This is a genomic window from Vibrio quintilis, assembly GCF_024529975.1.
In the GTDB taxonomy this organism is placed as follows: Bacteria; Pseudomonadota; Gammaproteobacteria; order Enterobacterales; family Vibrionaceae; genus Vibrio; species Vibrio quintilis.
The window spans coordinates 1,560,222-1,575,302 of sequence record NZ_AP024897.1 but is presented as its reverse complement, the minus strand read 5'-3'; the positions used below and the strand labels follow the sequence as shown (position 1 = coordinate 1,575,302).

10 protein-coding genes are annotated in these 15,081 nt (G+C 51.7%); all 10 read right to left on the bottom strand.

The features are described from left to right. Positions 1 to 14 precede the first annotated feature (14 nt). Complete coding sequence (locus tag OC443_RS07405; protein ID WP_083601704.1) at positions 15 to 905, bottom strand: thioesterase II family protein; 891 nt, start codon at positions 903 to 905, stop codon at positions 15 to 17. Then, a complete protein-coding gene (locus OC443_RS07400; protein WP_073585071.1) occupies positions 892 to 2,019 on the bottom strand; it encodes a Gfo/Idh/MocA family oxidoreductase in 1,128 nt (375 codons plus the stop codon). Before OC443_RS07400 ends, OC443_RS07405 begins: the two co-directional genes overlap by 14 nt. Continuing rightward, positions 2,019 to 3,122 (bottom strand): NAD-dependent epimerase/dehydratase family protein, encoded by a 1,104-nt coding sequence (locus OC443_RS07395; protein WP_073585069.1) that lies wholly within the window; start codon positions 3,120 to 3,122, stop codon positions 2,019 to 2,021. The genes OC443_RS07400 and OC443_RS07395 overlap by 1 nt, the downstream gene beginning before the upstream one ends. Beyond that, a complete protein-coding gene (locus OC443_RS07390) occupies positions 3,119 to 8,635 on the bottom strand; it encodes a non-ribosomal peptide synthetase (RefSeq protein WP_073585067.1) in 5,517 nt (1,838 codons plus the stop codon). The genes OC443_RS07395 and OC443_RS07390 overlap by 4 nt, the downstream gene beginning before the upstream one ends. A 1,120-nt stretch (positions 8,636 to 9,755) precedes the next feature. After that, the gene (locus tag OC443_RS07385; protein ID WP_073585063.1) at positions 9,756 to 10,772 is read right to left on the bottom strand and encodes a contractile injection system protein, VgrG/Pvc8 family; all 1,017 of its coding nucleotides are present in this window, start codon (positions 10,770 to 10,772) and stop codon (positions 9,756 to 9,758) included. 77 nt (positions 10,773 to 10,849) lie between these two features. Next, positions 10,850 to 11,056, bottom strand: a complete 207-nt coding sequence (locus OC443_RS07380; RefSeq protein ID WP_073585061.1) for a tail protein X — start codon at positions 11,054 to 11,056, stop codon at positions 10,850 to 10,852. A 2-nt stretch (positions 11,057 to 11,058) separates the two neighbouring features. Then, the gene (locus OC443_RS07375; protein WP_083601703.1) at positions 11,059 to 11,532 is read right to left on the bottom strand and encodes a phage tail protein; all 474 of its coding nucleotides are present in this window, start codon (positions 11,530 to 11,532) and stop codon (positions 11,059 to 11,061) included. Beyond that, positions 11,522 to 14,491 carry a phage tail tape measure protein gene (locus tag OC443_RS07370; protein WP_073585059.1) on the bottom strand — a complete coding sequence of 990 codons (2,970 nt, stop codon included), beginning with the start codon at positions 14,489 to 14,491 and terminating at the stop codon, positions 11,522 to 11,524. Before OC443_RS07370 ends, OC443_RS07375 begins: the two co-directional genes overlap by 11 nt. 75 nt (positions 14,492 to 14,566) lie before the next feature. Beyond that, positions 14,567 to 14,695, bottom strand: coding sequence for a GpE family phage tail protein (locus OC443_RS07365; RefSeq protein ID WP_073585057.1), 129 nt, complete (start codon positions 14,693 to 14,695; stop codon positions 14,567 to 14,569). A gap of 17 nt (positions 14,696 to 14,712) precedes the next feature. Then, a complete protein-coding gene (locus OC443_RS07360) occupies positions 14,713 to 15,060 on the bottom strand; it encodes a phage tail assembly protein (protein ID WP_083601702.1) in 348 nt (115 codons plus the stop codon). Between the last annotated feature and the right edge of the window lie 21 nt (positions 15,061 to 15,081).

Here is a 15,081-nt window from a genome sequence, read left to right as displayed (position 1 = left end):
GTCATTGCATCTGGTTATGCGACGTGGTTGTCCTGCTTCTGTAACACGGTATTCATGACGTCAGCAATAATCCGGACCACGCCTTCCCGGTGTGGTTTCAGATAGAAATGCCCGCCACTGAAACGATGCCAGCTGAAATGCCCTTCAGTGACTTCCTGCCATGCTGACATGTCACCGGGTAATAATTCCGGATCATCGTCACCGCTGATTGCAGTCAGCGGAAGGTTGAGCCTCTGGCTGTCCGGGTGATACCGGTAACCATTAATCAGCCGGTAATCATTGCGAATCACCGGCAGGCTGATGGCTGCCAGTTCCGGATGATCAAACACCGCCTGACTCTGTGGTTCCAGTTTGATCATCGCTTCCGTCAGTTCCTGATCCGGCACGAGGTGGAGATTATCGGCACGACTCAGTCGGGGCGCTTCCCGGCCGGAGACGATTAAATGCTCCGGCAGCCGCTGACCGGTTCTGAGCATCATCTGACAAATTTCATAGGCCAGCACCGCGCCCATACTATGGCCGAATAAAACATATGGCTTGTCACTCAGTTGCAGCAGATAAGGCAGCAGTATATTGACCAGCGCCGGCATCGAGTCAATCATCGGCTCTGCCAGCCGGTCTTCCCTGCCCGGTAACTGTAACGCCACCAGCTCGGTATGTACCGGTAATAATTTAGCCCAGGTCGCATAGGCACTGGCGCCGCCGCCCGCGTGTGGCAGGCAGATTAACCGAAGCGATGCGTCCGGATTGGGCGCAAACACTTTCAACCATTTGGAGCCTGCGGGGGCGCTTTTTGATCCTGCGGGGGCGCTTTGCCCCCGGTTCTGTGGTTGACGGTCAGGCTCAGTTACGTCAGAAACGGGCATCTCTGAGAACTGCCCCTGAGACTGGTTATTGTAAATCATCAATCGCTTCCTCCAGGTGCCGGGCAGTGATCAACCGGTATGGCCGCTCCTGACTGATCACTTCCGTTGGTCCCAACGCTTCATTCAGTGCCTGCCAGCACTGGCAGGTTGTCAGCAGCCGCTGTTGAAGCGGCCGGTTCAGATCTCCCCGGACAACCTGATGATAAAAGCGGGTCAGCACTTTTTCCATCGCCTCCGGCAACAACTGACTGAAAACTTCGGCATAGCGAACCGGTGAATCACCGCCTTCGCCGGTCAGCGATTGCAGGACTTTCTCTTTCATCTGCGGATAATCGTCATTAAACAAATCCAGATATCCCTGTTCGTTTCTGGGGACGTGCGCCCGTGGCGACCAGGTCACATCACCGTGAGTATCATTCAGTGTCAGTGTGCCATCTTCTGATGTCACCGAAATACGGTGTAATACGTGCATGTAATTGTCCGGATCATCCGGATGAATCTGATTCTGAATATGAAACACCACGGGAATAGTGCCAAACCGGGCCGAAATGACGGAGAATGGCCCGTTTTGAAACAGGACTTCAGAGAAACGCCACGGTCGCAGATTTCCCAGACTCTGCATCAGAATATCAATCAGCGGATACATCACCTGAATACTGGTTTCAATATTGATAGCACAGATATCTGACAGCTTGCGCAGTCCCTGTACCGCTTCGATAAACCGCCGGACCGGTGCAACATCGGGATAAAAACTGTTCATCACCCACGGCGTCTTAAACTGATTCGACGTTTTGATGCACTGAACCACTTCATCACAGTGCAACGGGTATTCCTGAATCACCGGAATCTCTTTTTCCATCAAAGCACAGCTGATTTTGGTGCCGGGGCCACCGACTACGCCTGATTTAATCACCACACAGGCAAGATCAAAATCGGCTTTCGACACCTCATCAACCGATGTCACCAGTGGCACCTGATGCGCTTGTGCAATCTTCCGGCTGTGTTCGCTCCCGCGGGCCATCACACCAGCCAGCTGAAAGTACTGAGGCAGGCGCTCTATCGCTTTCAGATACACTTCACCAAAAGCGGCACCACACAGTAACACCCGTAAAGGTTGCACCGAATCACTGGATTTCATCAATGTATCAGTCATTATAAGAAGCCTTCCTCTGTTTCTGTGGAATCAATCAGTGTTGAATGAACCGGAACCTGAACAATATGCAGCTGATGACGTTCATCATCTTTGATCAGAGACACCATCAGTTCAGGGCTGACAATGTGGCTGGCGCGGTAACAGCCCTGCAGGGAAAGATCCTGCAGCACAGTTTTTAATGCGGCATACATGGTCAGCGCCGTCAGCACATAACTTTCCGGTGTCTGCAGCAGTGCCCGGTAACACAGCGGTTCCCCCTGCTGGCTGCCGCTCATCTCAATACGCATCCGGTACCATGGTTTTCTGCCGGCCAGCTGTTCATCGGCAACTTCAATCAGTTTTTCAGCTGCGGACAACATCATACTTTCCGTAAAATCACCGGCTGAAGCCAGCCGGTGGCACTGAGCAGAAATCACTTCCGGTACCCGGGGTGAAGAAAAAACCGAATACCAGCTGGCTTCCTGACAACCGAATGTCTCCGTCATTTGGACAAAATCCGTACTCCGGAATGGCTTGGCAATGATGTGAGGCGGAAAGCCTTCCAGCTCTGTCAGATCGGCACCTGCTGCCTGACCATATCCGGCGACTGCACTCATCAGTATGTCAATCCCGGCACCTTTCGAACAGGGCTCCAGCCCGCCGGCAGCAGCATGCAGTGTGCTGACGTTATCAAAATACCGGTCAGCCATTGCTAACGGCAGTAATTCGGACAATCCGGGGAACACTCCCGCCCCGGTAATCACACTTCGCGCGCCGGGAACAGCAATGATTTCATCCAGCTCGCTGGCAGAATCCGGGCCATAACTGCCAAATGCCTCAATGCAGTGAGCCCCGGCGATAGCCGCTGCACGCGCAACATTGAGGCCATAAAATGCAGAAGGACCGGCACAATTAACGATGACATCACAGCCCTGACAAAACGCAGCCAGAGACGCCGGCTGTTCCAGATCAACATGAACAACCGGATACGGGCTGTCAGCCAGACGCTCCGGCTGCCTGACACCCAGACAAATCCGGGCATCAGGCTGATAAGTTTCAATCAGGGAAAGCAATGCTTTCCCGACCATTCCGGTGATGCCGGTCACACCAATAACAGCGCTCATGATAATGATTCCTCGGCAGTTTGTTCTTTGGCTGATGTCTGTTCAAATGGCGCACCAGCAAACAGTGCTTTCAGCCACTGATGAAGACTCTCACCCGTCATACAGGTCACATGATTGGCATTGATGACTGATTGTTCTGCGATCCCCAAAGATATTTCCTCCCAGATACTGCTCATTTCAACCGGTAATCCCGGCAGAAGCTGTACCGACTGATCATCGTTAAAAATGGAAAGTGCGCCCAGATAAGGCAACGGATTATAGTTTGCCACGGCCGTCAGGCTATGCCGGAAGACCTGGTAAACACTCTGAATCTGATCATCATTCCAGACATTGTCCTGCACGTCTGCCATGGCAGTCGCGATCATTTTCAGTCGCTGTGGATGAGGTTTTTCTGCCAGCGCCGTGTAAGCCCGGCGAATAGATTCATCCTCGCACTGCAACATGCTGCCTTCAGGAATAACCCCCTGATGTTTCGACATGACTTGCTGAATTGCCCGATCCAGTGCCTCATGGTCCGGAGCATGCCCCGCTTCCACCAGCTCAGCCCCCATCAGGGTTGCAAACGCACGCTCCAGTAACAGATCTTCCTCAATCTGGTGCTGGAATTTACCACTGCTGACGGCAAAGCAATGCGGTTCAACACCAGCTTCCAGCAGGTTACGGGAGATTTCAGCAGCGATAAAGCCCCCCATACAGTAACCAATCACCTGCACCCGGCTGACACCCAAATCTGCCACCAGCGCTGCATATTCACTGCCCAGTTCTTCTATCAGACCATCGGTTGGCCGCTGTAAAAATTGTGCATTGTCAGTCAGCGTCAGGCCGAACAGACTGTCTTCCTCTCTCATGGCCGCCTGAATTGCAGCGATGACTTCCCGGTAAGGCGCCAGTGTACCGCTGCCGTCATGAACCAGAATCCGGGTCACGCCCTGCTCTGAAGGCGTTGCAGCACCTGCCAGATGTACCAGGGGTGACACCTCGACACACCCTTCATTCTCACTTTCAGCACCAGCTTCAATATGCGCCAGTAATTTTGCGATATGAGCGACTGTCGGTTTACTCAGCATTTCCCGCATCAGCCGGTCCCAGCTCAGCGCCTGTGACTGCGGAATCTGCTCACGCAAACGGGTGACCACCTGAGCGATCAACAGCGAGTCTCCGCCGGCAAGGAAGAAGTCCTGATCCCGTCCGACCGGCACGCCGCCTAATGCATCAGACCAGATGGCAGCAACTTTTTGCTCCATGTCCGTCATGTCACCGGTATTTTCCACGGCCTGGCCGGTTTTCGGTGTAACAACCCGTTTTGCCAGTGTTTTGCGGTCAACTTTACCATTGGCGGTCAACGGCAGGTGCTCAAGCACTTCGATATAAGAAGGCACCATATAGGCCGGCAGGCGCTCTGCCAGCCAGCCGGTCATGTCTTCCTGTCTCACGACATGCCGGGTTTTCGGCGCGCGGACAAGGAAGGTGGTTTGTCCGGCATAACTCATCGGATCGTCTTCAAGCGGATATCCGCCGAGTAATTCCAGCTCAGCATCGGCAAACAGTCCGACCCACTGCTTGCGGGTAATGAAGGTCTGCCCGGTTTGCTGCCGGAAATCTTTAAATCCGTTCAGGCCGTGTTTGAACTCCATCGACGTCATCAGAGAGTAAATTTCCCGTGTGGCTTCAATGATGACAATCAGGCCTCCGGGCACCACCATCCGCCGCAGCTGTGCCAGTACATCAGGCGCATAAACTGAGTTATGCAGCACATTCGCGCACACAATCATGTCCAGGCTGCGATCGGGTTGTCCCTGCAGCCAGTTGGGCTGATTGAGATCGAAAATACCGTATCTGACCCAGGGATACTGACTGTAACGCTCACGGGCCGCATTCAGGAAATAGGTGGATAAATCCGTAAACTGGTAATCGACCGCATAGCCATCCAGTGCGGGAATCACATCGTTCGATGTCCCGCCGACACCGGCACCGATTTCCAGCAGACGCATCGGCTTTTCTTTGGTGAATTTCTGCGCATGTTGCTCTGCTGCAGCAACCACGCACCGGTTCATCGTCCGGGCAACCAGATTGTTGTTATACGCGGCCAGAGCCGTATCCATCTCTCCCTGAGGGAATAACAGATCGAGCGGATCCGCTTCACCGGTCAGAAGCTGTGGTAATGCGGCGGCTGACTCACGCAGATAGCGGAGTAATTCCGCGCTGTACTGCACTTCATCTTCCAGCTGTTGCAGTTTTTGCCAGGTATTGTCGTGCTCCTGCCCGCTGTATGGCCGGATACAGTAATACAAACTCTGAGATTCTTTCAGCCAGCCAAAACCACTCAGTGCATGCAGCCACCGCCGCATCAGGTGATGATAGTCATCGGAAGTGTGAGTGGCTTCAATGATTTCCGCTAACGTATAGCCATGGTCCGCGCTCTGGAACAAACCGCTGTCCTGAAAGGTTTTCATGATATCCAGCAGCGCAATCCGATCGGCACATTCCACCCACTGCACCAGCTTATCCCGGTCCACTTCTGCGGTAATTCCATCACCGGTCGTCAGCAGACAGTCACTCAGCGCTTGACGATCATCCCTTGCCGGTTCAGTTAAATAGGCGGCTTCAATAAAGGCTGCCAGCCGTTTTTCATCATCTTCCTGCTGGCTGATCACACTGGTCACATGTGCCACCTGCGGATGTTGCTGCAGCACAGAATCAATTTCACTTAATTCAATCCGGTGGCCGTTAATTTTGACCTGTGTATCATTCCGGCCAAGGAATTCGATCAAACCATCTTCGCGGAAGCGTCCGTTATCGCCGGTTTGATACAAACGCTCTCCGGTTTGCGGATGCGTGACAAACTGCTGACGGGTTTTCTGTGGATCTCCCATATAGCCGAGTGCCAGACCGTGTCCGGAAATATACAGCGCACCAGGTACCCAGTCCGGACACGGCTGCATGTCGTCATCCAGAATATGGAAGCCCTGATTATTCATCGGACGGCCATAAGGAATACTTTTATCTGTGGGTTTAACCGACTCAATGTCATACCAGACCGACCAGACAGCAGCTTCTGTTGCGCCGCCCATACTGATGATTCTCAGATCCGGAATAAAGCGTCTGGCGGTATCCGGCAGACTCACTGGTATCCAGTCACCGGATAACATTGCAACCCGTAATGACAGGGATACAGCCTGATCTTCCAGTACACTGGTCAGCATCTGTAACTGTGCCGGTACGGAGTTCCAGACAGTGATTTCATGGGTGGTCAGCAATTCCAGCCAGTGCGCCGGATTATTCAGCTGATCTGTTTCCGGCAACACCAGCGCCGCACCACAGGACAAGGTGGCAAAGACATCGTAAACCGATAAATCAAAACTCAGGCTCGCCAGTCCGAGTACTTTATCTGCGGCCTGCAGGCTGATTCTCGTGGACACATCGGACAGTGTATTTTGCGCCGCCTGATGGCTGATCATCACGCCTTTTGGCTTGCCTGTTGTTCCTGAAGTAAAAATAACGTAGGCCAGTTGCTGCGGCTCAAATTCAGTCTGTATCCATGCTTCCGGCAAAAACGGGGCGGGTTGGGCGTTTTCCGTATACAGACTGCGGATAGGCTCATCCCATCCCTGACTGTTGGCCTGATCAGTGATGAGTTTGGTTATCCGGGCATCCTGCATAATCAGGTTATGGCGATGGCGTGGCTGTTCAGCAGAAAGCGGCACATAAGCACCACCAGCAAGCATTACGCCCATGACGGCAGCAATTTGATCAAATGATTTCGGCAGGCACACAGCCACCGGTTCCGCCTGGCTGATGCCATTGTCTTTTAACCATGAAGCAACAGCTGCCGCTTTTTCTGCCAGCGCTTTGTAGGTGTAATGCTGTTTGTCTGCCGAAACAGCGATCCGGTCCGGTGTTTCGACAACCTGGCGTATGAAACCTGCGTGTAAAGGGTTTTGCGGTAAAGGTGCCTGAATCAGGTTTTGCAGCTTTCTCTGATCGAGCAGGTTTTCAGGAAGGGTCACAACTGACGATTCAAGCCAGCGATCGTTCTCTGCCAGGTCACAGATAAGCCGGCACATAGCATCAAACGCCTGTTCTATCACCCCATCGCGGAAAACGCCTTCGCGTACATCCCAGTTGAGGTGCAGGCTGCCATCACGTTCCGAGACCTGGCAGTCCAGCCAGACCTGAGGTGTCTGTGAAATACCGTAAGCCAGCGTCGCACCTTCCATGAAAGATTCATTGTCTCCTTTGCCGGCACCCAGTGTACTGGTAAAGACATAAGGCATCAGACGACCACGGGTTTCCGCGCTCCGGCCAATATCTCTGAGTAAATCGACACCGGTATAACTGCTGTGTTCAAGGTCTGTTAACAGTTGATCCTGCAGGTGACGTGTGCGGGTTATAAAATCTGTGCCGGGAGCTTCTTTCACTTCCAGAATATTGATCTGGGTAAAGTCACCGATAATCCGGTGAATGTCTTCGTGAATCGCCGGACGGTTTAACACGGTCACATTGACACAAAAGCTTTTGGTCGCAGACCAGCGGCGCAACACTTCGCTGAAAGCAGCCAGCACCACACCGGACGATGTCATCCGCTGATCCCGTGCTTTTTGCTGCAACTGCTGCCATTTCTCTTTCTCCAGCGTAAAGTCATGGCGGGCAAAGGCGGCTTTACCGTATTTCTGCTGTGTCTCCTGAACCGGCCAGTCAGGCGCAGGTGGCAGCGTGTTTAAACGTTCGGTCCAGTATTGCTTGTCCCGCGTATATTTCGCCTGTCCTGCCGGTGTGTCAATCGCGGCCCGTTCCGCCAGCAAGATATCGCGGAAACCGGCGCGAATTGCAGGTAATTCTTCTTCCGGGTGACGATATAAGTGGTCCAGCTCAGACAGCAACACCTGAATACTGACAAAGTCAGCAATCAGTAAGTCCACCGACACATGCAGCGTATCGTGCGCCGGCATCCGGCTGATGCTCAGCTCATACAACGGTGCCTGCTCCGGGGTATAAACTTTACTGCCCATTTGAGCACGAATCGCTTCAAGTTTCTGAGCCGCATCTGCTGCGGGCTGTGTGGTTAAATCTGTCACAATCACTTCAGGCATCTCAAAGTCTTCAAGCACCTGCTGGACGCCATCCGGCAAAATCACGGCCCTCAGCATCGGATGCCGCTGAATCAGCTGAGTCCACGCTTGTTTCATCCGCTCAATATCCAGCCGGTCAAAGTTCAGCTCAAGATAACCATGACAACCCACCCCACCATACTCAAATGCATCACCACGTCCCACCAGATATGCAGCCTGTATGGGCGTCAGAGGAAACGGGGCATAACGGTGTTCAAGATCTTGTTGTACTCCGGCTGCCTGAGCGTCCAAAAGAGCGATTAAATCCTCTTTTGCAGCTTTCAACCTGTTACGGTGGTCTTCAGTCAAAACGCCTACCGGTGCCTGAAAGCGCAATTGACCAGCTTCCGTCCATAGCCTGACTCCCAACGCTTCCATTTCGGATAGCAAAGTCTTAACGGTCATAAAGATTTTTCCTCCATTGTTTCATCGTCGTGATGAGTACCCTGATGATTTAGTTCAATAAATGATGTAAAACGACAATCAGTCAACCGACCCGGCCACCATGAAAAAACGACGGAACAAACAGCTGACAAAGCTGGCTTCCCGTCATTATCTCTGTCCGGGGGCAGCGTAAGTAAACGATTGCCTGCGGGCATACAGAACTCTCCGCCAGAGCCGGACATATTTGTGGTATGAGTTTGGGTCACCGGAACACAACAGATTCAGAAAGAACCCGGATGGACTCCGGTCAGTTTATAAACTGATTGAGAACAGTATCAATGTCACCTAATCCGATACGGTTTCGGCGTGTGAAGGTCTGAATTCTGACCTGAACTAAAGAAGTGAACAGCAATATCCAAAAATAAGTACAGAGCAACCGGACTGAATAGCAGCTATAATCATCATGTTTTGAGACGAATGTTGCCCTGAAGACAAAGGTATTTCATCTGAAAACAAGAATATACATAGCTTTCCGGCAGAGGCACCAAAACTCCGGATGAAACAATGGATATAACACTCTGATTAAAGAACGCCGAGCAATATTATCTGCGGTCATTGCTAAAGTCTGAATGAATAACAACATCAATGAGACTCACCACAGAGAATTTTCTCAGGTTGAGTCATCGCACTCTCAGCTTCAACGTTTTTCTGTGAATGGCATACCTTAAAAGTGCCATAAGTAAGAAGTCACCGATAAGCGACCGCATATGCAACTATGGTAATTAGTATTAGTTCAGTCGTCAACGATAATAATTATTGTTTTTATTTGTTGATATAAATAACATTACACATAAATCGCTGATTATATTAAGAATATACAGGCTCTCCGATTATCAGTTTCAGAATTAAAAGAAGTACTTATTAAGTGGGTTATCATCAGTATTTGTGAGAGGTTTGAGATAATTTATCAATTGTGAGCGGAAAAAGAGAAGAGATGAAATGAGAATGAGAAGAGAGAAATGTGAATTTCAGGAACAAAAAAAGCCTGTGCTCTCAAGGCAATGAATAAAGCCTTGAGAACACAGGTCAAAACATAACATGAAAAAGAAAAGTTAAAGAAATGAGATTGGCGGACAACGCATCAGCGTGCCCGGAAAGTTGTGGTGTAGCCATTGCCTTTGAAACAATGCTCAACCCAGTGAACCGTATAGTCTCCCGGATAACCATCGCGCCACAGATGGTGCTCTTTCGACTGTTCCTTACCCCGGCCGGACACACTGATGCCCTCATTGGTCAGCTGCACCGGGCTTTCAGCAATCATGGTCAGGTTTCCCGGCATGGAAATACACAACTCTTTGTGCTGCTGTTGCAGCCGGGTCAGCTCCGCCTGGGCCGCAGCCTTCGCCCGTCCGGCATCCGGATAAACCGGCTGCAGAATTTTTCCCGGCTGGCCGGTATCTCCTGCGGTTTCCGGCATAAACTGTGCCTTATCCCGGTCCCGCCAGTAAGCAGTGACATGCTTCAGGTTTGAGCGCTCGGCCCAGGACAGTTCATATTCAGTCACCCCCGTCCGGTGAATTTTAAATACCGGCAGCGGCGTGCCCTGCGGCGTTCTTCCTTCCTGAGAAGTAATGAAGATCAGATAACCGCTGACTGACTTCCAGACCGCATTATACTGGCGGGCCAGTCGGGTCAGAAAATGGATATCACTTTCATTATTTTGCTCAATGTGATCAATGAAAACAGAAGCCAGATCAAGCGTAATCCGGTGTTTCAGCCCATATTGTTCCGCGATTTTTCCGATCAGTCCGCCAAGCGATAAATGATCCCACGAGCGGCGGCGCAATGTTTTCATCTGCTGACACATATCAACAGAACGTGCCCGGATTAACATTTGATCCGGCGGTCCGCTGATTCGGGCTTCATCTATCAGGTAGTCACCCACACGGGCAATACCTGTTTCTTCATAACCGAGCTGAACCTGAATCGGTTTACCGATTTTCGGCAGTTTAATCCGCCCGCCGGCATCGTCCACAACCATGGTCATGGTATCTGAAAACCAGCCGACTTCGTCAGTCAAACGAATTTCCATCAGCCGGCGATCAAGCCTGGACGTAATATCTTCACCATCAACGATGACTTTATATGTTGGTTGCATTGAATTACCTGCTGGTTCGTTCAGGATTCAGGAGCTATTGCCCCTGAATCGTTGCCATTTTTTAATATCAGAAACAATTAATCAAACAGTGAGATTTTTGGCAGTTCCGGCACATCCGGTACAGAAATATCCGGCAGCTCAATCAGCAAACCACCCGGCAGTACCGGGCCATAATCGGCCAGTCCGGGATTCGCTTCATACACCTGAACAAACAGGGCTGCATTACTGTATTCGCGATAACAAATCGCATCCACAACATCACCTTCTTTCGTTCTGTATTGCATGATTAGCTTTTCTCCTTATCCGGATCCGGATATTTGTTACCGTAATACACCAGCCCCATACTGAACTCCAGCTTGCGGGGCCGGCCATTGCGGTGAAAAATAGTGGCTGTTTCACTGATGCTGGTGATACACCAGAAGCCGAGGTTAATCCCGGCCTGTTTAGACTCAGTAGACCCCATCAGCAGCCGTAGCGGCCGGCCGGTTCTGGCCAGTGCTGCCATGCTGTCAATCTGGCTGAATCCACCTTTGTACTCAGGATAAATCACCCCGCTCAGTGACCGTTTATATGCGCCTTCAGTCACAAATTGCAAACCGGGAATTTTTCCCACAGTTTCCATTTTCCACTCAAAAGAAAAATCACGCTTCATAGACTGATAAGCCGCTGTTTCCACTGAGAAAGAGAAATCTCCCAGCTTCATCATCACCACATTCGGATTATTGGACGACTGTTGGTTGCCATCCTGATCAGTAGTCATACAATCCTCCACGGTATTTCATTTTCTGATTCTCCATCAGCTCCATAAACTGACGGCGCACTTCTCCGGCCAGATCACGCATATCCATCGATTCATTGCCTTGCACATGAATATCAAGCTGATTGATGGAGATCATCGTTTCACCCTGACCTGAACGTTGCATCCGGCTTGCTGCGCCGGGAATCGATGCGGCCCGGCTCTGTTTCCCGGCTGAAGGTGTGCTATGCGCATGAACGGTTTCGCGGTAATTCTTTTTCAAACGGACGGTTTTGGGGATTTTGACCGTGCGTTGTTTACCACCGGCAGAAGAGACCTGCCCTTTTGCTGCTGCTTTAGCAACAGTGGCCGTCTTCGTCCGTAGTTTTTTGGAAGACGCCGCTTTACCGGAAATTTTTTCAGCCTGCTTCGCTCTGCGGCGAACCGGTTCAGTTTTCGCCGCAGCCTGGCTGACTTTCTCTGCCTTTGCTGTTTGATGACGCACTGATTGAGTTCGCTCAACCGCTTTGTTCTGCTGTTTTCTGCCGGATTCTTTGCGCGCTTTCTCATCGTCGTCGTCATCGCCGGAGAAAAAGGACCAGATGCCGGACACAGCTTTGCCGACCCATCCCAGCTTGTCTTCAATCCAGTCGAAGGCAACGCCCCAGACTTTCATCAATAAGCCCATCGGGGACCATTCAAACAATGTTTTCAGCGTATCGAGCAGGCTGAAGTTGTTCCAGGCTTCCATCACCCAGTCCAGACCGGCGACAAAACCATCCCACAAGGTGCCCATGAATTTCTTAATCGGCTCCCAGTAGTAGTAAATCAGCCCGGCCACCGCAGCGATAGCGGTAATAACCAGACCAACCGGATTAGCCATCATCGCCATGCCAATTGCACGAATCCCGGACATAACCACCGGAAAGACGCTCATGGCTAACCGCATTAACACACCGCCAAAGCCTGAGATCATCCGAATCGCAGAGGATGGAATCAATCTCATTAAACCGCTGCCAAACCGCGACAGCATATTGATCGCTGATGGCGGCACCATGCGCAGCATGCTTTGACTGATTCCCCGGATACTTTGCATCATCCGGCCAGCCGTGCGGGTTGAAAAACGGCGGGACAGACGTCCCATCGCTTTCATCCGGCGCATGGCTTTTCCGGCCCGCTGACCGAGTTGTGGCCAGGCTGCTTTCAGATCCTGAACCGACTGGTAAGCTGATTTGGCATTATCGACAAAGTCAGCATACGCCTTAGTCATTTCCGGCACTTTCTGCGCAGCACTGACCACTGAATCCGCAAAACCTTTCACCGGCGTCATCAAATCACCAAACCGCAGCTTGATGGAATCCACCACGGCTGACAGTTTATTGATCCCGCCCTGAATACTTTGGTCCACGCCACCGGCAATGTCTGCCGATGCGCCGTCTTTGGTATTCAGAACCTGGCTGAAACCGGCCACGCCCTGACCACCACTCTGCGCTGCCTGCTGCAAGCCCTGCCCGGCATCTTCACCGAGTACATCCTGCATCGCTTTCAGTTGCGCTTCCGGGGCCATGTCTTTGGTGGCTTTAATCACATCACCAATGACCTGCGCCGTATTGCGCATCTTGCCGCCCGCATCTTTGGTGCTGACGCCCAGGCGATCTAATGTTGCCGCCGCTGCATCAGAAGGCGAAGCCAGCCGGGCTGACATCGCTTCCAGAGAAGCACCGGCATCCGCACCTTTGACGCCCATATCCGCCAGTAACCCGGCCATCGCCGCAGTTTCTTTCAGATTCATCCCGGAATGGCGGGCAATCGGACCGATGCCACGCATTGTCTCACCGAGCGCGCCGAGTTTTAATCCGGTCGCGCTGGTCGCAGTAGCGAGCACATCCGACAACTTGCCCATTTTTTCCGGCACGATATCGAACTCAGCCATCAGCGCAGCCGTTGTTTCTCCAACTGCATGCAGATCACCGGTACTTCCGGACGCTTTCGCAATGTTAATCATATCCGGCATCGCTGCCTGAATCTGGCTGGCATTCATGCCGGCACTCGCCAGCGCCTGCATCCCGGCGATCGCCTGACTGGTGCCGATTGATGTATTTAATCCCAGTCGCTTCGCTGAATCAGACAGCTGACCTAATTCACCATCCGTTGCATTTGCTGCTTTGGCAACTGTGGCAATTTTATCTTTAAAGTCAGCCGCATATTGTGTTGGTGCAGCCAGAGCCTGACTGACGGTTGTGCCCAGTGCTTCGATTTTTCCGGCACCAGCCTTTGCAACATCAGCCATCCGCAGGGTGTGATCCATTAAATCAGGCAGGCTGTCGCCCCGGCGGATTTTGGCAAACATGAGTGTTGAAAGCTTGCCGAATTTACGGAATTCTTTGCGGGTTTCCCCGGCCTGACCCCGGGCTGTTTTCAGGTTCTCACCCAACTTGTCCAGCCCCGTTCCGGCAGAGAAATCCTGAAAGATAGCAGAAACCTGTCTGGCCTGATCGACCGTCTGACTCACCACCGGCAAAATGGTCTGAACTGTGTCTTCAATCGCTTTCAGTTCATTTCCCATCCCGGTCATGCCAGCCAGCCCTTCAAAATCAACCAGCGCATTCATGACTTTGCCGGTATCCAGTCCGGCCGTTTTCAGGGATTCAATCCCGTGCGCTGCCTGATCAAAACCGGAACCCGCCTTTTCGCCAAACTGTTTTGCCGAATCAATCAACCCGCTCAGGTGGTTTTTCGTGCCTTCGCTCAGCAAACCGGCTTGTGCAAGGTGATTGCCGAATTCAGCAGCCTGATCGGTCGCCTGAAAAAGAGACGCTGTCATCCGGGAGCCCAAAGACAATGCGCCTGAAGCCGTTTGTTCGATCCCGGCAACGACCGATTGCGTTTTGTCAGCCAGCGTTTGGGTCTGTTGATTCAGTTGCGCCTGAAGCTGACGAATCCGCTCCAGTCTGACAGCTAAATTTTTTTTATCTGATGCCATGCGCCACCCAAGAAAAAAGCGGGCGACTTCGTGTCAGAAATACAGATACCGGTTCATTGACCGACACCGGTGACACTAGTCGCCCTGAGATTGTACCTGATGCATTGATTTGAAGCGTTCAATCGCCAGATCACGCCAGCGCATCAGCTCCTCAAAATCCATCCCGTTCATTTGTTCCGGCGGCCAGTGAAAGACCGCCGCAATATCAGCCCATGCCTCGTCTACTGAGTCAGGTGCTGATCTTTGGTGAAAAAAGTTGCAATTTCCGTCATGATTTCCAGCAAATCCGCCGGATCCAGTTGATAGAAATGTTGTGCCGTGAAGTGATTGATTGCTATGCGTGGAATCAGCTGTGCAACCGCACCGGCATCCATCTGAATAATATCCAGCAATTTCAGGCCACGCAGATCACCCGGCATCGGTTTACGCAGTGCCACACAGGTGATTTTGCCGTCATCCAGAGCCGTATCCAGTGCGATCACTTTATCTGCACCCGGAAATTGTGCTGGTGTATTTGTTGGTTTTACGTCGTTTGTTTCAGTTGTTTGTGCTTTATTTAATTCAGTCATATTCAAGGCCTTTATAAAAAA

What these genes read in the sequence shown, in the direction of transcription:
- OC443_RS07370 (WP_073585059.1), bottom strand. Translation starts at nt 14,491, where the DNA reads ATGGCATCAGATAAAAAAAATTTAGCTGTCAGACTGGAGCGGATTCGT.
- OC443_RS07380 (WP_073585061.1), bottom strand. Translation starts at nt 11,056, where the DNA reads ATGCAATACAGAACGAAAGAAGGTGATGTTGTGGATGCGATTTGTTAT.
- OC443_RS07395 (WP_073585069.1), bottom strand. Translation starts at nt 3,122, where the DNA reads ATGAGCGCTGTTATTGGTGTGACCGGCATCACCGGAATGGTCGGGAAA.
- OC443_RS07405 (WP_083601704.1), bottom strand. Translation starts at nt 905, where the DNA reads ATGATTTACAATAACCAGTCTCAGGGGCAGTTCTCAGAGATGCCCGTT.
- OC443_RS07390 (WP_073585067.1), bottom strand. Translation starts at nt 8,635, where the DNA reads ATGACCGTTAAGACTTTGCTATCCGAAATGGAAGCGTTGGGAGTCAGG.
- OC443_RS07360 (WP_083601702.1), bottom strand. Translation starts at nt 15,060, where the DNA reads ATGACTGAATTAAATAAAGCACAAACAACTGAAACAAACGACGTAAAA.
- OC443_RS07400 (WP_073585071.1), bottom strand. Translation starts at nt 2,019, where the DNA reads ATGACTGATACATTGATGAAATCCAGTGATTCGGTGCAACCTTTACGG.
- OC443_RS07375 (WP_083601703.1), bottom strand. Translation starts at nt 11,532, where the DNA reads ATGACTACTGATCAGGATGGCAACCAACAGTCGTCCAATAATCCGAAT.
- OC443_RS07385 (WP_073585063.1), bottom strand. Translation starts at nt 10,772, where the DNA reads ATGCAACCAACATATAAAGTCATCGTTGATGGTGAAGATATTACGTCC.